The organism is Streptomyces sp. NPDC086549, assembly GCF_044746205.1.
GTDB lineage: Bacteria > Actinomycetota > Actinomycetes > Streptomycetales > Streptomycetaceae > Streptomyces.
The window spans coordinates 1-15,711 of sequence record NZ_JBIVBS010000002.1; the positions used below are offsets into that span (position 1 = coordinate 1).

Here is a 15,711-nt window from a genome sequence, read left to right on the forward strand (position 1 = left end):
CAGTCGTCGAACCCCTCGGTCCTCGCCTTCCTGCGCGAGCACGAGGACGACCTGGTCCTGTGCGTGCACAACTTCTCCCGCTTCGCACAGCCGACGGAGCTCGACCTGCGGCGGTTCAACGGGAGGAATCCCGTCGAACTGTTCGGCGGTGTGCGCTTCCCGGCGATCGGGGAGCTGCCGTACCTGCTGACCCTGGCGGGGCACGGCTTCTACTGGTTCAGACTTCGACGGGAGCACGTTGAGTAGTGATACGGTTACGCCGTTCTGGTGATCAGAACCCGAGCCCGCCGGGCGGGCGGCTCGGTTATCAATCGCGCGCGCCTGTCGCGTGAAACCCTTCCGAGCGATCGGAAAGGACATGCCATCGATGCAGGTGGCGTGAGCGCCAATGGTTCAGGTTCCGCAATTCGATTCGCTGGTCGGAGCCCCAAGCCACAATTGAGGGTGGGACGGTTTCCTCCGTCCCACCCTGGGCACCCTTCAACGCAACCCGACGCTCCTCCGCCTCGTGACGCGGAAAGGACGCACGCCCATGTCGGAAGCTGTCATCCAGCCCACAACCAGCCCAGCCCTCCTCGCGTCCCTGGACCCACTGCTGCGCGAGTGGCTGCCGAGGCAGCGGTGGTTCGCGGGCAAGGGCCGCCCGGTGACCGGCTTCTCCCTGGTCTCGGCCACCGAACTGCTGCCCTCCGACGCCCGGCTGGGCCTGCACCATCTGCTCGTCCGTGCCCACCAGCCACCCGCCCCGGGCACCGCGCCACGGCCCGGCGACTGCTACCAGCTCCTCATAGGCGTGCGCGAGGCGCTGCCACCCCGGCTGGCGCCCGCGCTCATCGGACATGTGGAGGGGGGGCCGCTCGCCGGACGCACGGTGTACGACGCCCTGTACGACCCCCGGCCCGCCGAGGTGCTCCTGGAGGCCCTGCGCACCCAGGCCCGCATCGGCGGGCTGCGCTTCGAACGGGACCGGCGCCAGGAGATCCGGGACGGACTCGCGGCCCGTCTGCTGACCGCCGAGCAGTCCAACTCGTCGGTCGTCTACGGGGACACCTTCATCCTGAAGCTGCTGCGCCGGATCGTGCCCGGCGACAACCCTGACCTGGAGATACCGCTCGCCCTGGCCCGTGAGGGCTGCGCCCGGGTGCCCGCGCCGACGGCGTGGCTGCTGGCCGAGCTGGGGGGCGACGCGTATGTGCTGGGCGTGCTCCAGCCCTTCGTGCGGGGCGCGACGGACGGCTGGGAGCTGGCCCTGCGCGAGCTGGCCAAGGGCGAGGACTTCACCGCCGAGGCGCGGGCGCTGGGCCGGGCCACCGCCGAGGTGCACACGGCGCTCGCCCGCGCCCTGCCCGTGGTCACCCTGGGCCACGGTCAGCTGCGGCACCTGGTCGACGGCATGGTCGAACGGCTGGCGGCGGCCGCGCAGGCGGTGCCCGCGTTACGCCCGTACGAGCCCGGACTGCGCTCCGCCTACGAGGCGCTGGCCGACCTGGCCGCCGAGGGCCGCACCTGGACCGCCCAGCGCATCCACGGCGATCTGCACCTCGGCCAGTGCCTGCGCTCGCCCTCCGGGCAGTGGTCGCTGATCGACTTCGAGGGCGAGCCGGCCCGCCCGCTCGCCGAGCGGCGCATGCCGCAGCCGACGGTGCGGGACATCGCGGGGATGCTCCGCTCGTTCGACTACGCGGCGCACTCGGTGACCCCGCCGGCGCCGGGCTGGGCGGCCGCGTGCCAGGCCGCGTACTGCTCCGGGTACGCCGAGGCCGCCGACCGCGACCCGCGTACCGACCCCGTGCTGCTGCGGGCCTACGAGACCGACAAGGCGGTCTACGAGGTCGTCTACGAGGCCCGCCACCGCCCCGACTGGCTCCCCGTGCCGCTGTCGGCGGTACGCCGCCTCGCCATGTCCGACCAGCTCTGATCTCACCCTTGCCCAGGAGGCTCGTCCGTGACCCCCAGCCCCCCGTCCAGCGGTTCGGATCCGAAGAACCCACAGAAGACGGCGGCCAAGAAGGCAGCGAAGAAAGCAACAGCCAAGGGAGCAACAACAAAGGGAGCGGCAGCCGAAGGGGCAGCAGCCGAGGAAACGCCGGTCAGGAGGAAGGCCGTCGCGAAGAAGACGACCGCCGAGAAGGCCGCCACGAAGAAGGCCACGCCCAAGAAGACCACTGCCAAGAAGACCACGGCGAAGAAGACCACCGCCAAGAAAGCACCGGCCAAGAAATCGGCCCCGCGCAAGGCGGCCGCGAAGAAGGTCCCTCCCGTCGAGGTCGCCGTGTCGGTGTCCCCCGCCGTGGACGCCGCCGACCGCGAACGGCTGCTCGTCGGGACGCACCACGCCCCGCACTCCGTCCTCGGCGCCCACCCGGTGACCGGCGGGGTCGCCTTCCGGGCCTTCCGCCCGTACGCGCGGTCCGTAACCGTCGTGTCGGGCAGTCTGCGGGCCGAGCTGCACGACGACGGCGACGGCTTCTTCGCCGGGCTGCTGCCCCTGCGCGAGGTCCCGGAGTACCGGCTGCTCGTGGAGTACGAGGGGTCGGTCCAGGAGACCGAGGACGCGTACCGCTTCCTGCCCACCCTCGGTGACCTCGACCTGCATCTGATCGGCGAGGGCCGGCACGAGCAGCTGTGGAAGGTGCTGGGCGCCGAGCCGATGACGCACCAGGGCGTGACCGGCACCCGTTTCTCGGTATGGGCGCCGAACGCGCGCGGCGTACGGGTGGCCGGCGGCTTCAACTTCTGGGACGGCACAGGACACCCGATGCGGTCCCTGGGCTCCTCGGGGGTGTGGGAGCTGTTCCTGCCGGGCGTCGGCGAGGGCGAGCTGTACAAGTTCGAGATCACCCGCCCGGACGGTTCCCGGACCCTGCGCGCCGACCCGATGGCGCGGCGCACGGAGACCCCGCCGAACACCTCCTCCATCGTGCACGCCTCGCGCTACGAGTGGGGCGACGGGACATGGCTGGCGCACCGCGCGGACATACCGGTCCACGAGGCCCCCTTCTCGGTCTACGAGGTCCACCTCCCCTCCTGGCGGCCCGGCCTGACCTACCGCCAACTCGCCGACCAGCTCCCGGCCTACGTCAAGGACCTCGGCTTCACCCACGTCGAGCTGATGCCCGTCGCCGAGCATCCCTTCGGCGGCTCCTGGGGCTACCAGGTCACCGGCTTCTACGCCCCCACCGCCCGCCTCGGCACCCCCGACGACTTCAAGTACCTGGTCGACGCCCTCCACCGGGCCGGCATCGGCGTGATCATGGACTGGGTGCCCGCCCATTTCCCGCGTGACGACTGGGCGTTGGCCGAGTTCGACGGACGCCCGCTGTACGAGCACGAGGACCCGTTGCGCGCCGCCCACCCCGACTGGGGCACGCTCGAGTTCGACTTCGGCCGCCGCGAGGTGCGCAACTTCCTGGTGGCGAACGCCGTGTACTGGTGCGAGGAGTTCCACATCGACGGCCTGCGGGTCGACGCGGTCGCCTCGATGCTCTACCTCGACTACTCCCGTGAGCCCGGCCAGTGGTCGCCGAACGAGCACGGGGGCCGGGAGAACCTGGACGCGGTGGCGTTCCTCCAGGAGATGAACGCCACGGTCTACCGCCGCGCCCCGGGCGTGGTGACGATCGCCGAGGAGTCGACCGCCTGGGACGGCGTCACGCGCCCGACGCACCACAGGGGCCCGAGCGGCTTCGGCGGCCTGGGCTTCGGGCTGAAGTGGAACATGGGCTGGATGCACGACTCGCTGGAGTACATGAGCCACGAGCCGGTCCATCGCAAGTACCACCACCACGAGATGACCTTCTCGATGGTCTACGCCTACAGCGAGAACTACGTCCTGCCCATCTCGCACGACGAGGTCGTCCACGGCAAGCGGTCACTGGTGTCGAAGATGCCGGGCGACTGGTGGCAGCAACGCGCCAACCTCCGTGCCTACCTGGGCTTCATGTGGGCCCACCCCGGCAAGCAGCTCCTGTTCATGGGCCAGGAGTTCGCCCAGGGCGCCGAATGGTCCGAGGCGCACGGCCCCGACTGGTGGCTGCTCGACCCGTCGTACGGCGCGGCGGCCGACCACCGCGGCGTGCGGGACCTCGTACGGGATCTGAACGCGCTGTACCGGGCCAACCCGCCGCTGTGGCAGCGGGACACCGACCCGGCCGGCTTCCAGTGGATCACCGGGGACGCTGCGGACGACAACGTCTTCGCGTTCCTGCGCCACGACGCGGACGGCACCCCGCTCCTCGCGGTCTCCCACATGGCGCCGGTGGTCCGGCACGACTACCGCATCGGTGTGCCCGAGGACGTACCGGCCTGGCTGGAGGTGCTCAACACCGACGCCGACGACTACGGCGGCAGCGGCGTCACCAACCCGGACGTCGTCAAGCCAGAACCCCAGCCCTGGCACGGCCGCCCGGCGAGCATCCGCCTCACCCTGCCACCACTGGCGACGGTGTGGCTGCGACCGGCCTGGTGACCGGCACTTGAGTGCAGACTGGACGGATGCGCCACGCCCTTCTCACCCCGTTTCTCCTGGTGGCCCTGACCGGTTGCTCGCTGTTCGGCCAGGACACGCCGTGCGCCCAGGCCGACGCGGACTCGCACGTCTCCGTCGTGTGGCGGCCGTCCGACTTCGGCGGTCCGGACGCGGCGAGGATCCGGCTGTGCGTGGACGGCACCTGCAAGGAGCGGGCGTCGGGCGACCCCGGCGACCCGTTCGGCGCGGTGACGGTCCGGCTGTCCGACGGCATCGGCGCGTCGACCGTGCCGGTGAAGCTCACCGTGACGTCCGCGAGGACCGGTGACCCGGTCGTCCAGGACAGCGCCTGGGCCAGGCTGACCGAGCAGCACCCCAACGGCACGTCCTGCCCGCCCACCGTCCGGACGGCGACGTACCGCGCCGATCCCGGCAAGGGACTCACCTCACCGAAGGGGATGTCCCTGCGGGGGAAGTGATCGACGGGAGCCTCAGCGCCGGACAGCGGAATTCGGGCCGTCCGACGCTGAGGACGAGGCCGTTCCGGCCGAGGCGGGGGTCCGGGGCGGGGGTCCGGGGCGGCAGCTCCCGGACCCCCGCCTCACTCGGAGTCGGCCAAGCCCAGCGGCAGCGCCCCCGTGTGCAGCACGCCCAGCCGCTGCGTCGCCCGGGTCAGTGCCACGTACAGGTCGCTCGTGCCGTACCGGCCCGGCTCGACCACCAGTACCGAGTCGAACTCCAGGCCCTTCGACTGGCGCGGGTCCAGGAGTACGACCGTCCGGGTCAGGTCGGGCTCGGCACCCGCCGTCACCCCGTCCAGCCGGGCGGCCAGCCCGCGGTGCAGCTCGCGCGGGGCGATCACCGCCAGTCGGCCCTCCTCGGGGGTCAGTTCGGCGACCGCCTTCTCCACCGCGCCGGGCAGGTCGTCGGCCACGTGCCGCACCCAGGGCCGTACACCGGTGGAGCGGACCGAGCTCGGCGGTTCGAAGTCCGGGTTCTCGGCGCGGACCACGGCCGCGGCGAGATCCATGATCTCGGACGGCGTGCGGTAGTTGACGCCCAGGCGGGTGTGCTCCCAGCGGTCCTCGACATACGGGGAGAGGATGTCCGCCCACGAGCCGACGCCCGCCGCCTCCGCCGTCTGGGCCGGGTCGCCGACCAGGGTCATCGAGCGGGTCGGGCTGCGCCGCATGAGCAGCCGCCACGCCATCGGGGACAGCTCCTGGGCCTCGTCGACGATGATGTGCCCGAACGCCCAGGTCCGGTCGGCCGCCGCACGCTCGGCGGCGCTGCGGAGGTCCTCCTCCTCCTGCCGCTCGGCGAACCGCTCGGCGTCGATGATGTCGTGCGCGGACAGCACCTCGGAATCCTCGTCCTGCTTGTCCTCGAACTCGTAGGTCCTGGAGGCGTACGACACGTCGAGGACGCCCTGGGCATAAGCCACCTGCGTCTCCCGCTCCCGTTCGGCCCGTTCCCTGGCCACTCGCTCGTCCACGCCGAGCAGCTCGGCCGCCTCGTCCAGCAGCGGTACGTCCGCCACCGTCCACGCCCGGGTGACCGGGCGGCGGATCGCGGCCGCGTCCTCGTCGCTCACATAGCCCTCGGGATCGGCCAGGAAGTCGGCGACCAGCCGACGCGGGGTCAGACGGGGCCACAACTGGTCGATGGCGGCCCACACTTCGGGGTTCTCGGCGAGTTCGTCGCGGATCTGGGTGATGTCGGCGGGGTCCAGCAGGCTGGTGCCGTCGTAGGGATCGGTGCCCACGCGCTCGGCGTACAGCTCGGTGAGCGTGTTGAGGATGTGGCCCTCGAAGTACTCACGGGCCACGTTGTGCGGCAGCCCGGCGGCCCTGGTCCGCTCGCGGGCGACGCCCACCAGGCCGTCGTCGAGCATCAGGATCTCGCGGTCGTGCCCGACGGCGATGACCGGGTCGGGCAGCGCCTGCCGGTCGCGTACGACGGCGGCGAGGACGTCGGCCATGCCGGCGCGGCCCTTCACAGCGGCCGCCTCCGGAGTGTCCCGGTCCGTGGCCTTCACACCGGGGAACAGCTCGCCGACCGTCGCGAGGAGCACGCCCGTCTCCCCCAGGGAGGGCAGCACCTCGCCGATGTAGCCGAGGAACGCGGGGTTGGGTCCGACGATGAGGACGGCCCGCTTGGCGAGCAGCTCCCGGTACTCGTAGAGGAGATACGCGGCGCGGTGCAGGGCGACCGCCGTCTTGCCGGTGCCGGGGCCGCCCTCCACCACCAGCACCCCGCGGTACGGCGCCCGGATGATCTCGTCCTGCTCGGCCTGGATGGTCTGCACGATGTCGGTCATGCGGCCGGTGCGCGCGGAGTTGAGCGCGGCGAGCAGCACGGCGTCCCCGGAGGGGTCCTCGTGGCCGGTGCGGGTGGCGTCGCCGAGGTCGAGGATCTCGTCGTGCAGGGAGGTGACCCGGCGGCCGTCGGTGGCGATGTGCCGACGCCTGCGCAGCCCCAACGGGGTGTGCCCGGTGGCCAGGTAGAAGGGGCGGGCGACATCGGCCCGCCAGTCGATGAGGACCGGTGTGCGCTCGGCGTCGTCGGCGCGCAGGCCGATGCGGCCGATGTGGTGGCCGACCCCGGAGGTCAGGTCGATGCGGCCGAAGCAGAGCGAGCCGTCCACGGCGTTCAGCGCGGCAAGCAGCCCGGAACGCTCGGCGACCAGGATGTCCCGTTCGAGCCGGGCCTGCATGGGCTTGTCGCCCTGCGCGAGGGCGTCCGTGACGGAGACCTCGGTCTCGCCGCGCAGGGCGTCCACGCGCGCGTAGAGTCCGTCGATGAATTCCTGCTCGTGCCGCAATTCATCGTCCGGAAATTCGGTGTTTGACAATTCCGCTCCCGCCCGGATATACTGTGCCCACTGGACTTCTCCGCGACTAATACCGTCTCAAGTCGCGAACCATCGAATATACGCAAAGAAATCCCCCGAGCGCAATTGCTCGGGGGATTTCTTTGTACCCGGGTGCCGTCAGAGCACGTCGGAGAGCTCCTCCAGGAGCCGGCGCCTGGGCCGGGCGCCCACCATCGCCTTCACGGGCTCACCGCCGCGGAAGACCATGAACGTCGGCATGGACAGCACCTTGTAGGCGTTCGTGGTCGTCGGGTTGGTGTCGACGTCCAGCTGCACGACCTTCAGGCGGTCGCCCGCCTCTTCGGCCAGCGCGCTGAGCACCGGCCCCATCTGCCGGCACGGCGGGCACCAGTCGGCGGTGAACTCCACCAGTACGGGCAGGTCCGAGCCGATCACCTCCGCCGCGAAGTCCGCGTCCGTCACCTCGGTCACACCGGCCGTCTTGATCACCGCTACCGCCCTCCCAGTTCGCACAGGGGTTCCGGACCTCCCGGAACCAGCGCCTCGGCGTCCAGCTCGTCCCGCGCCCGCTCGGCCCGGATCAGCTGCCCGGCGACCTTCTCGCGCACCGCCCGCAGTTCCCCGATGAGCGCGTCCAGCTCGTCCAGCTTGCGCCGGTAGACCGCGAGCGACGCGGGGCACGAGTCGCCCTCCGGGTGCCCGGCCCGCAGGCACTCCACGAACGGCCGCGTCTCCTCCAGGTCGAACCCGAAGTCCTGCAGCGTCCGTATCTGCCTGAGCAGCCTGAGGTCGGCCTCGTCGTACGACCGGTACCCCTTGTCGTCGCGCCGCGCGGGCAGCAGCCCCCGCGACTCGTAGTAGCGCAGCGCCCGCGTGGTGGTCCCGGCCCGTGCGGCCAGCTCGCCGATTCGCATGGGTACGACCGTAGGTGTTGACGTCGGCGTCAAGGCAAGGCCGGCGGGAGCAGCGGCTTGCGGGGCACCGGCGTCGACAGCACGACCGACGTGGTCGTACGGCCGAGCGCCGAGGTCTGCTCCAGGATCTCCTCCAGGTGGACGGTGTCCGTGACGGCGATCTTGAGGATCCAGCAGTCCTCGCCGACCACGTGGTGGACCTCGACCACCTCGGGGCGGTCCAGCAGCTCCAGGGTGCGGGGATGCTTGAGGGTGTATCCGCCGTGCGGGTCGACCCGGACGAAGGCCTGGATGCCGTAGCCGAGGCGGGCCGGGGCGACCTGGGCGCCGTACCCCGTGATCGCGCCCGCGGCCTCCAGCCGTCGTACCCGCTCGGCCACGGCGGCCGGGCTCAGGCTGACCCGCCGCCCCAGCTCGCTGAGCTTGATCCGCCCGTCGGTCTGGAGGAGTTCCAGGAGCTGTCGGTCCACCGTGTCGAAGGCCACTGATGTTTCGTTGGCGACGGCCCGCAGATGCCGTTGTTCTTTCGGTGCGGCAACCGTATCTCCCATGTCTCCCCCTTCAGGAACGGATGTGACGCCCGGAGAATTATGGTCATGCGAAAGGCACGAGAGGTACTGGTCATCGGCGGTAGCCGCTATTTCGGCAAGCGGCTGATCGCCCGGCTGGTGGCGGCCGGCGATCGGGTCACGGTCCTGAATCGGGGTTCTTCCCCTCCGCCGCCGGGTGTGGTGCAGCTGGTGGCCGACCGCGACGACGAAGAGGCCCTGCGCGAGGCCGTCGGCACCCGCGTGTTCGACGTGGTCCTCGACCAGGTCTGCTACACCCCGCGCCAGGCGGCGATCGCCCGCCGTGTCCTCGCGGGGCGCGCCGGCCGCTATGTGATGACCTCGACGGTGGAGGTGTACGAGCACGAGGACTCCGAACTGCTCGTACCGGAGGGCGCGGTGGACCCGGGCACGGTCGCCGTGGACCTGGAACTCCCCTGGGACGACCCGGATTTCCTCGACTCCCACTACGGCGAGGGCAAGCGTCAGGCGGAGGCGGTGTTCTCGGCGGAACCGGCGTTCCCGTACGTGTCCGTCCGGGTGGCCCATGTCCTGGGCGGTACCGACGACTTCACGGGCCGCCTCCGGCACTACGCCGACCGCATCCGCACCGGCGCCCCCATCGCCGTGGCACCGGTCACGCATCCGGCGACGTACATCCACGTCGAGGAGATCGCCGACTTCCTGTTCTGGGCGGCGGGCGAGGACTTCACGGGCCCGGTGAACGCCGCCTCGGACGGCCTGCTGACGCTGGACGAGCTGGGTACGGCGGTGGCGGCGCGGCTCCCCGGGGGCAGGGCGGTGTTCGAGGTGACCGAGTCCGCCGAGGTCTCCCCCTTCGCCTTCCGCCGCCGCTACGGCATGGACAACTCCCGGGCCGCGCGGCTCGGTTTCGCCTTCGGAGACGTGCGGCGGTGGCTGCCGGAGGCGGTCGCCGAGACGCTCGGAAAGGACGACTGACATGCGTTACCGGATGCTCGGCGGGGTCCGGGTGAGCGCGGTCGGGCTCGGGACCATGCCGCTGTCGATCGAGGGCCGGCCGGACGAGGCACGTGCCCTGGCCACGGTGCACGCGGCCCTGGACGCGGGCGTGACCCTGCTGGACACGGCCGACTCCTACCATCTGCCCGGACAGGACCCCGGGCACAACGAACTCCTCGTGGCCCGCGCCCTCGCCGCCTACGGTGGCGACACGGACGACGTGCTCGTGGCCACCAAGGGCGGCCGCGGCCGCCCGGCCGACGGCAGCTGGACGGTGACCGGCTCCCCACGCCATCTCAAGGCGGCCGCCGAGGCCTCGCTGAAGAGGCTCGGAGTGGAGGCGATCGACCTGTACCAGCTCCACAAGCCGGATCCGGCGGTGCCCTTCGAGGAGTCGGCCGGCGCGCTGCGCGAACTGCTCGACGAGGGCAAGATCCGTCTGGCGGGCGTCTCCAACACGGATGTGGAGCAGATCCGCACGGCCCGCCGCGTCCTCGGGGACCGTCTGGTCTCGGTGCAGAACCAGTACTCGCCCGCCGTCCGTGACAGCGAGGCCGAACTGCGGCTGTGCGCGGAGCTGGGGCTGGCGTTCCTCCCCTGGAGCCCGCTGGGCGGCATCTCCCGCAGCTCCCTGGACGGGCCGTCGAGGATGACGGGCGAGGTGCGCTTCGGCGCCTTCCACACGGTGGCCGCCGAGCGCGGGGCGAGCCCCCATCAGGTCTGTCTGGCCTGGCTGTCGGCCAAGTCGCCGGCCGTCGTCCCGATTCCGGGAGCGAGCCGTCCGGAGACGGTCCGGGACTCGGCGGCCGCGGCGGACCTGGCGCTCGACGCGACGGAGCTGGCCCGGCTGGACGCATCGGTCACGACGGCTCGCCCGGCCGAGGAGTCCGGCGAGCCGTCGCGACCGCCGGTCAGCGCCCCCCGTACCCGTGCTCTTCTTGTTCCTCCTCCTGCGACAGCCACCGTTCCTGAGGACTGAGCGGGAGTGAGCCCGATCAGCCGCACGCCCCGAACGGTCACATCAGGCGGCGACCCCGGCCGACTCCTCCACCTCCATCAGCGAGGCGCTGTGCCGCTCCTCGTCGAAGGCCTTCCGTCCGCCCCGCAACCCGAACAGCCGCTTGGTGACGGCGATGTAGAGGACGGCGAGGATGTTGAGGACGAGGGTCGCGATCTTCAACCAGCTGATGTGCTCGGTGAGTTCGTAGACCTCCAGGGGGAGGAAGGCGGCGGTGGCGACCACCGTCAGGTACTCCGCCCAGCGCTTCGCGTACCAGAGCCCGACCGCCTCGACCAGCTCGATCACCGCGTACGCCAGCAGCAGGGCGGCCACCAGCATCAGCGTGGAGTGCTTGTAGCCGAAGGCCTTCTGGATGGAGCCGACGACCGGTGAGTGGTCGAGGTCGTAGTGGAAGTGCCGGAAGACCGGGCGGAAGACATCGAGGTTCTCGTTGAAGAGCCGCCGCACCGCGTCCTGGCTGTTGCTGAACTTCCACACCGCCACCGCGACCAGCACGATGAAGACCCCGCGCACGGCCCGCTCGATCGCCAGGAACCGCAGGATGAACAGGTCCCTGAGCACCTTCCCGCGCGGCACCAGCGGAGCGTCGGCGGCCGGTCCCGAGCCGTGCGGCTCGCCGAGCACGAAGTCGCCGCAGCGCAGGCAGCGCCACACCTCCCCGAGGGCGGTTTCGGCGTGCAGCCGCACCCGCAGCCGGGGGTCGTCCGGCGCGTAGGTCACATGCCCCTTGCGTGCGCAGTGCCGCCGGTCCCAGTCGATCTTCATCCCCCGTGCCTCCATACATACATACATGCGAGCTGACGAGCATACGGACACGCACGAAGACGCACGAACACGAACGTGCCGTTCCGGTTGATCCGGCACGGCACGTTAGTCGATGTGAGTGACAAAGGGGCGAGAAGGGTCAGCGCGTGCCGCTGTCCACCAGCTCCTTCTCCTCGGCCGGCTCCTCCGGTTCCGGTGCGGCGGCCTCCCGGCCCGGCAGCAGCAGTGCGACCAGAAGCGTGCCCACGCCCAGGATCACCGCGCCGACCAGGCTGGTGTGGGCCACCGCGTCGGAGAAGGAGGACCCGACCGCGTCGGCCATCTGCCGTGCGCCGGTGGCGAGTTGGGCGGCCTGCCCCTTCAGCTGCGCGGCCTGCTGCGGGTCGGCCGTCCGCGCCGCCTGCGCCGCGAGCTGCTGCGCCTTCTCCCCGATGCCCTGCGCGACGGCGTATCCGGCGCCGACCGAGTCCTGCGCGGTGGCCAGGGCGCCCGCCGGGAGCTTGCTGCCGGCGGTGGCGTCCGTGAGGTGGTCACCGTACGACGTCGACAGCAGCGAGCCGAGGATCGCGATGCCGAGCGAGCCGCCGAGCTCCAGCGAGGTGTCGTTCACCGCGCCGCCGACGCCCAGTTCGGACTCGGGGAACGCGCCCATGATGGCGTCCGTGCAGGGCGAGAGCGCGAGGCCGATGGCCAGGCCGAGGACGATGAGCGGGGCGACGAAATCGCCGTACGAGGAACTCGCGTCCACCTGGGTGAGCAGCGCCAGCGCCGCCGTGCCGCCGACCATGCCCGCGGTGACCGTCCACTTCATGCCGACGCGCGGGGTGAGCCAGGCGGTGAGCGCAGAGCCGGCGAAGACGGCGCCGGCGAGCGGGAGCATGCGCAGTCCGGTGTCGAGGGCGTCGTAGCCGAGCACGAACTGGAGATGCTGGGTGAGGTAGTAGAAGGCTCCGAAGACGGCCAGGAAGAACAGGGCCACGGCGAGGTTGGAACCCGCGAACCGGCGGTCGGCGAACCGGCGCACGTCCAGGACCGGGCGCGGGTGGCGCAGCTGCCACAGGACGAAGGCGACGAGTGCCACACCCGCGACGACCGCGGCCGTGACGGCCTTGACGCCCCACCCGAAGTGCGGCCCCTCGATGATCATGTAGACCAGGGCGCCGACCCACACCACAGACAGCAGCCCGCCGACGTAGTCGATCCGGTCGTGGTGGCCGGCCTTGGACGGCGGCACGAGGACGAGGGCGCCGACGATCGCGACGGCGGCGATGGGCACGTTGATCAGGAAGGTCGACGACCAGCCGTGGTCGCGCAGCAGCGCACCCGCGACGACCGGACCGGCCGCGATGGCGAGCCCCGCCGTGGCGGTCCACAGGGTGATGGCCTTGGCCCGCTCGGCGCGCGGGAAGGTCGCGGCGAGCAGGGAGAGCGTGGCCGGCATGATCAGCGCGGCGCCGACGCCCATCACGGCACGGGCGGCGATCACGGCCGTGGCCGAGTCGGCCAGGTAGCCGGAGACGGCCCCGCCGCCGAAGACCAGGAGTCCCAGCAGGAGCGCGCCGCGGCGGCTGTACTTGTCGCCGATCGCGCCGAGCAGCAGCATCAGCGCGGCGTACGGGACCGTGTAGCCGTCGATCACCCATTGCAGGTCGGCGCTGGACAGGCCGAGGTCCTTGGTCATGTCGGGCGCCGCGACCGTGAGGGCCGTGTTGGCCATCACGATGATCAGCAGGCTCAGGCAGAGCACGAGGAGCGCCCACCAGCGCCGGGCGTAGGGGCGGTCCATCCTCTCGACCGGTTCGTTCATGACGAGTCGCATGGGCAGGGGTCGCCTTCCTCACAGATGCGCACGACGGGACTTGCTTGCACCCTGAACTTGCACAGTGGCGCGCAATTGCACAAGCATGTGCAATGTACGGCCACTGCACAGCGTTGTGCAAATAGAGGAGGTGAAGCCCTTGCGGAAGGGCCGTGAGACCCGCCGCGGGGCAGGCAGAATGGCACCCATGACCACGGGTAACAGCTCTCGCGCCGACACCAACCGGCGCCGCATCCTCGACGTGGCGCTCACCGAACTGCTGCGCGACCCCGACGCCTCCATGGACCAGATCGCGCGCGCCGCGGGGGTCGTACGGCGGACGGTGTACGGGCACTTCCCCAGCCGTGAGGCGCTGATCAGCACACTGGTCGACGGGGCGGTGGAGGCACTGGCGGCCGCGCACGCGGCGGGGCGCGAGGGGGTCGAGGACCCGGCCGAGGCGGTGGCCCGGTCGGTGCTCGCGGTCTGGGAGATCGCCGACCGCTACCGGCTGCTGGTCGCGCTGGCCCAGCGCACGGTCACCATGGAGGGCATCCGCGAGCGCCTCACACCGGTGCGCGAGTCCTGCGCCGAGTTGCTGCGAAAGGGCCTGGAACAGGGGACGTTCAGCTCACCGCTCCCGGCGCCGGCGCTGGCGTACGTGCACGAGCAGATGCTGTTCGCGGTGATGGAGACCGTGAACGACGGTCTGCTGACAGCGGAGGAGGCGGGCCGCTCCGCCGCGGTCGCCGTACTCACCGCGGCGGGCGTACCCGCCTCTCTGGCCACCGCGCTGGTGGCGAAGCTGAGCGACTAGACGCCCCTCGACGAACAAGACCGGGCGGCCGAGGTACGGGGGAGTCCTCAGCCGCCCGGGGCGGTGGACCGGGCGGCCGGCTCCGGTTCAGGCGGAGCCGGCCGCCCGGTGGTCGGAAGAGGCCTGGTCAGGCCTTGGCGAGTTCCTTGTCGCCGTTGCCGCCCTGCTCCGGCAGCTCGGCCTCCGGGGCGGCCTGGTGCTCGTCCAGCAGGGTCGTCTCGTCGAACGGCAGCTCGCCGGCGAGGACCCGCTGGACGCGGTCCTTGTCGATCTCCTTGGTCCAGGTGCCGATCAGGACGGTGGCGACGGAGTTGCCCGCGAAGTTCGTCAGGGCGCGCGCCTCGCTCATGAAGCGGTCGATGCCGACGATCAGGCCGACGCCGTCGACCAGCGCGGGCTTGTGCGACTGCAGACCACCGGCCAGGGTCGCCAGACCGGCGCCGCTGACGCCCGCCGCGCCCTTGGAGGCGAGGAGCAGGAAGAGCAGCAGCGGGATCTGCTCGCCGACGGACATCGGCGTACCGAGCGCGTCGGCGATGTAGAGGGACGCCATGGTCATGTAGATCATGGTGCCGTCGAGGTTGAAGGAGTAACCGGTCGGGACCGTGATGCCGACGACCGGCTTGCTGACGCCCAGGTGCTCCATCTTCGCGATGAGCCGCGGCAGCGCGGACTCGGAGGAGGAGGTCGACAGGATCAGCAGGAACTCCCGGCCCAGGTACTTGAACAGCGAGAAGATGTTCAGCCCGGTGACGACCCGCAGCAGGGCGCCGAGGACGATGAAGACGAAGAGGAAGCAGGTTACGTAGAAGCCGAGCATCAGCACGGCCAGGCTCTTGAGCGCGTCCAGACCGGCGGAACCGACCACGGCGGCGATGGCGCCGAAGGCACCGATCGGGGCGGCCCACATGACCATGGCGAGGATGCGGAAGACGAGCCGCTGGATGTGCTCGACGCCGCGCAGCACCGGCTGACCGACCGGCCCCATGGCCTGCAGCGCGAACCCGGTGAGCAGCGCCACGAGCAGCGTCTGCAGGACCTGCCCCTCGGTGAAGGCGGAGACGAAGGTCAGCGGAATGATCGACAGTACGAAGTCGACGGGCGGCAGCGCGTCGGGCGACACCTGGTCGTGCCCGGTCGCCTTGAGCGCGGCGGTGAGGTGCAGCCCTTCGCCCGGGTGCAGGATGTTGCCGACGACGAGACCGATGCTCAGCGCGACCAGCGACATCACGAGGAAGTAGCCGAGTGCGATACCGCCGACGGCGCCGACCTTGGCGGCCTTCCGGACGGATCCGATGCCGAGCACGATCGTGCAGAAGATGATCGGGGAGATCATCATCTTGATCAGGTTCACGAAGCCCGTACCGAGGGGCTTCAGCTCGACCCCGAGGTCGGGCCAGATCAGGCCGACCGCGATACCGAGCGCCACCGCGGCGATCACCGCTATATAGAGGTAATGGGTGCGGTCTCTCTTAACGGCGGGTGCGGCTGGTGCCGTAGGCATCGTCGTCACGGCTCGCCTCCTTGACGTCTTCGTCGGCTTGACCGGCGTGCGGCTCACGT

The 15,711-nt window shown here is 71.0% G+C and carries 14 protein-coding genes; 7 read left to right on the forward strand and 7 right to left on the reverse strand.

Annotated elements, in window-relative coordinates; genetic code table 11:
• The 4 genes from ACIPSA_RS06670 to ACIPSA_RS06685 all read left to right on the forward strand — a co-directional run.
• On the forward strand, positions 1-246 hold a 246-nt coding region (locus ACIPSA_RS06670), incomplete at its 5' end, for an alpha-glucosidase C-terminal domain-containing protein (RefSeq protein WP_402629566.1).
• A 286-nt stretch (positions 247-532) separates the two neighbouring features.
• Positions 533-1,918, forward strand: a complete 1,386-nt coding sequence (locus ACIPSA_RS06675) for a maltokinase (RefSeq protein WP_402629568.1) — start codon at positions 533-535, stop codon at positions 1,916-1,918.
• Between the two features lie 27 nt (positions 1,919-1,945).
• Positions 1,946-4,468, forward strand: coding sequence for a 1,4-alpha-glucan branching enzyme (gene glgB, locus ACIPSA_RS06680; protein WP_402629571.1), 2,523 nt, complete (start codon positions 1,946-1,948; stop codon positions 4,466-4,468).
• Between the two features lie 26 nt (positions 4,469-4,494).
• Positions 4,495-4,947, forward strand: a complete 453-nt coding sequence (locus tag ACIPSA_RS06685; RefSeq protein ID WP_402629574.1) for a hypothetical protein — start codon at positions 4,495-4,497, stop codon at positions 4,945-4,947.
• A 122-nt stretch (positions 4,948-5,069) separates the two neighbouring features.
• Here the strand turns inward: ACIPSA_RS06685 and ACIPSA_RS06690 are convergent, their stop codons facing one another.
• From ACIPSA_RS06690 to ACIPSA_RS06705, 4 genes are all read right to left on the reverse strand, one after another.
• The gene (locus ACIPSA_RS06690; protein ID WP_402631636.1) at positions 5,070-7,340 is read right to left on the reverse strand and encodes a HelD family protein; all 2,271 of its coding nucleotides are present in this window, start codon (positions 7,338-7,340) and stop codon (positions 5,070-5,072) included.
• Positions 7,341-7,460: 120 nt separating this feature from the next.
• Positions 7,461-7,775: a thioredoxin family protein gene (locus ACIPSA_RS06695; protein WP_402631639.1), complete on the reverse strand. Its 315-nt coding sequence runs from the start codon at positions 7,773-7,775 to the stop codon at positions 7,461-7,463.
• A 20-nt stretch (positions 7,776-7,795) separates the two neighbouring features.
• A complete protein-coding gene (locus tag ACIPSA_RS06700) occupies positions 7,796-8,218 on the reverse strand; it encodes a MerR family transcriptional regulator (RefSeq protein ID WP_402629577.1) in 423 nt (140 codons plus the stop codon).
• Positions 8,219-8,247: 29 nt separating this feature from the next.
• The gene (locus ACIPSA_RS06705) at positions 8,248-8,769 is read right to left on the reverse strand and encodes an Lrp/AsnC family transcriptional regulator (protein ID WP_402629580.1); all 522 of its coding nucleotides are present in this window, start codon (positions 8,767-8,769) and stop codon (positions 8,248-8,250) included.
• A gap of 45 nt (positions 8,770-8,814) precedes the next feature.
• On the opposite strand from ACIPSA_RS06705, the gene ACIPSA_RS06710 reads away from it, so the two are divergent.
• Both ACIPSA_RS06710 and ACIPSA_RS06715 read left to right on the forward strand, forming a co-directional pair.
• On the forward strand, positions 8,815-9,726 hold the full coding sequence (locus ACIPSA_RS06710) for an NAD-dependent epimerase/dehydratase family protein (RefSeq protein WP_402629583.1): 912 nt from the start codon (positions 8,815-8,817) through the stop codon (positions 9,724-9,726).
• A 1-nt stretch (position 9,727) separates the two neighbouring features.
• Positions 9,728-10,726: an aldo/keto reductase gene (locus ACIPSA_RS06715; protein WP_402629586.1), complete on the forward strand. Its 999-nt coding sequence runs from the start codon at positions 9,728-9,730 to the stop codon at positions 10,724-10,726.
• Between the two features lie 42 nt (positions 10,727-10,768).
• On the opposite strand, the gene ACIPSA_RS06720 is transcribed toward ACIPSA_RS06715, so the two are convergent.
• Together ACIPSA_RS06720 and ACIPSA_RS06725 are read right to left on the reverse strand one after the other, a co-directional pair.
• Positions 10,769-11,533, reverse strand: coding sequence for a DUF2127 domain-containing protein (locus ACIPSA_RS06720; protein ID WP_402629589.1), 765 nt, complete (start codon positions 11,531-11,533; stop codon positions 10,769-10,771).
• 139 nt (positions 11,534-11,672) lie between these two features.
• Positions 11,673-13,352, reverse strand: coding sequence for an MFS transporter (locus tag ACIPSA_RS06725; protein WP_402629592.1), 1,680 nt, complete (start codon positions 13,350-13,352; stop codon positions 11,673-11,675).
• A 178-nt stretch (positions 13,353-13,530) separates the two neighbouring features.
• On the opposite strand from ACIPSA_RS06725, the gene ACIPSA_RS06730 reads away from it, so the two are divergent.
• Positions 13,531-14,148 carry a TetR/AcrR family transcriptional regulator gene (locus ACIPSA_RS06730; protein WP_402629594.1) on the forward strand — a complete coding sequence of 206 codons (618 nt, stop codon included), beginning with the start codon at positions 13,531-13,533 and terminating at the stop codon, positions 14,146-14,148.
• Between the two features lie 127 nt (positions 14,149-14,275).
• Here the strand turns inward: ACIPSA_RS06730 and ACIPSA_RS06735 are convergent, their stop codons facing one another.
• Entirely contained in the window at positions 14,276-15,652 is a 1,377-nt protein-coding gene (locus tag ACIPSA_RS06735) for a cation:dicarboxylate symporter family transporter (RefSeq protein WP_402631642.1), read from the reverse strand.
• Positions 15,653-15,711: the final 59 nt, after the last annotated feature.

Excerpts from the sequence above, each read along its gene's own strand:
- ACIPSA_RS06675 (WP_402629568.1), top strand. The coding sequence starts at position 533 with ATGTCGGAAGCTGTCATCCAGCCCACAACCAGCCCAGCCCTCCTCGCG.
- ACIPSA_RS06685 (WP_402629574.1), top strand. The coding sequence starts at position 4,495 with ATGCGCCACGCCCTTCTCACCCCGTTTCTCCTGGTGGCCCTGACCGGT.
- ACIPSA_RS06700 (WP_402629577.1), bottom strand. The coding sequence starts at position 8,218 with ATGCGAATCGGCGAGCTGGCCGCACGGGCCGGGACCACCACGCGGGCG.
- ACIPSA_RS06705 (WP_402629580.1), bottom strand. The coding sequence starts at position 8,769 with ATGGGAGATACGGTTGCCGCACCGAAAGAACAACGGCATCTGCGGGCC.
- ACIPSA_RS06710 (WP_402629583.1), top strand. The coding sequence starts at position 8,815 with ATGCGAAAGGCACGAGAGGTACTGGTCATCGGCGGTAGCCGCTATTTC.
- ACIPSA_RS06715 (WP_402629586.1), top strand. The coding sequence starts at position 9,728 with ATGCGTTACCGGATGCTCGGCGGGGTCCGGGTGAGCGCGGTCGGGCTC.
- ACIPSA_RS06720 (WP_402629589.1), bottom strand. The coding sequence starts at position 11,533 with ATGAAGATCGACTGGGACCGGCGGCACTGCGCACGCAAGGGGCATGTG.
- ACIPSA_RS06725 (WP_402629592.1), bottom strand. The coding sequence starts at position 13,352 with ATGCGACTCGTCATGAACGAACCGGTCGAGAGGATGGACCGCCCCTAC.
- ACIPSA_RS06730 (WP_402629594.1), top strand. The coding sequence starts at position 13,531 with ATGGCACCCATGACCACGGGTAACAGCTCTCGCGCCGACACCAACCGG.
- ACIPSA_RS06735 (WP_402631642.1), bottom strand. The coding sequence starts at position 15,652 with ATGCCTACGGCACCAGCCGCACCCGCCGTTAAGAGAGACCGCACCCAT.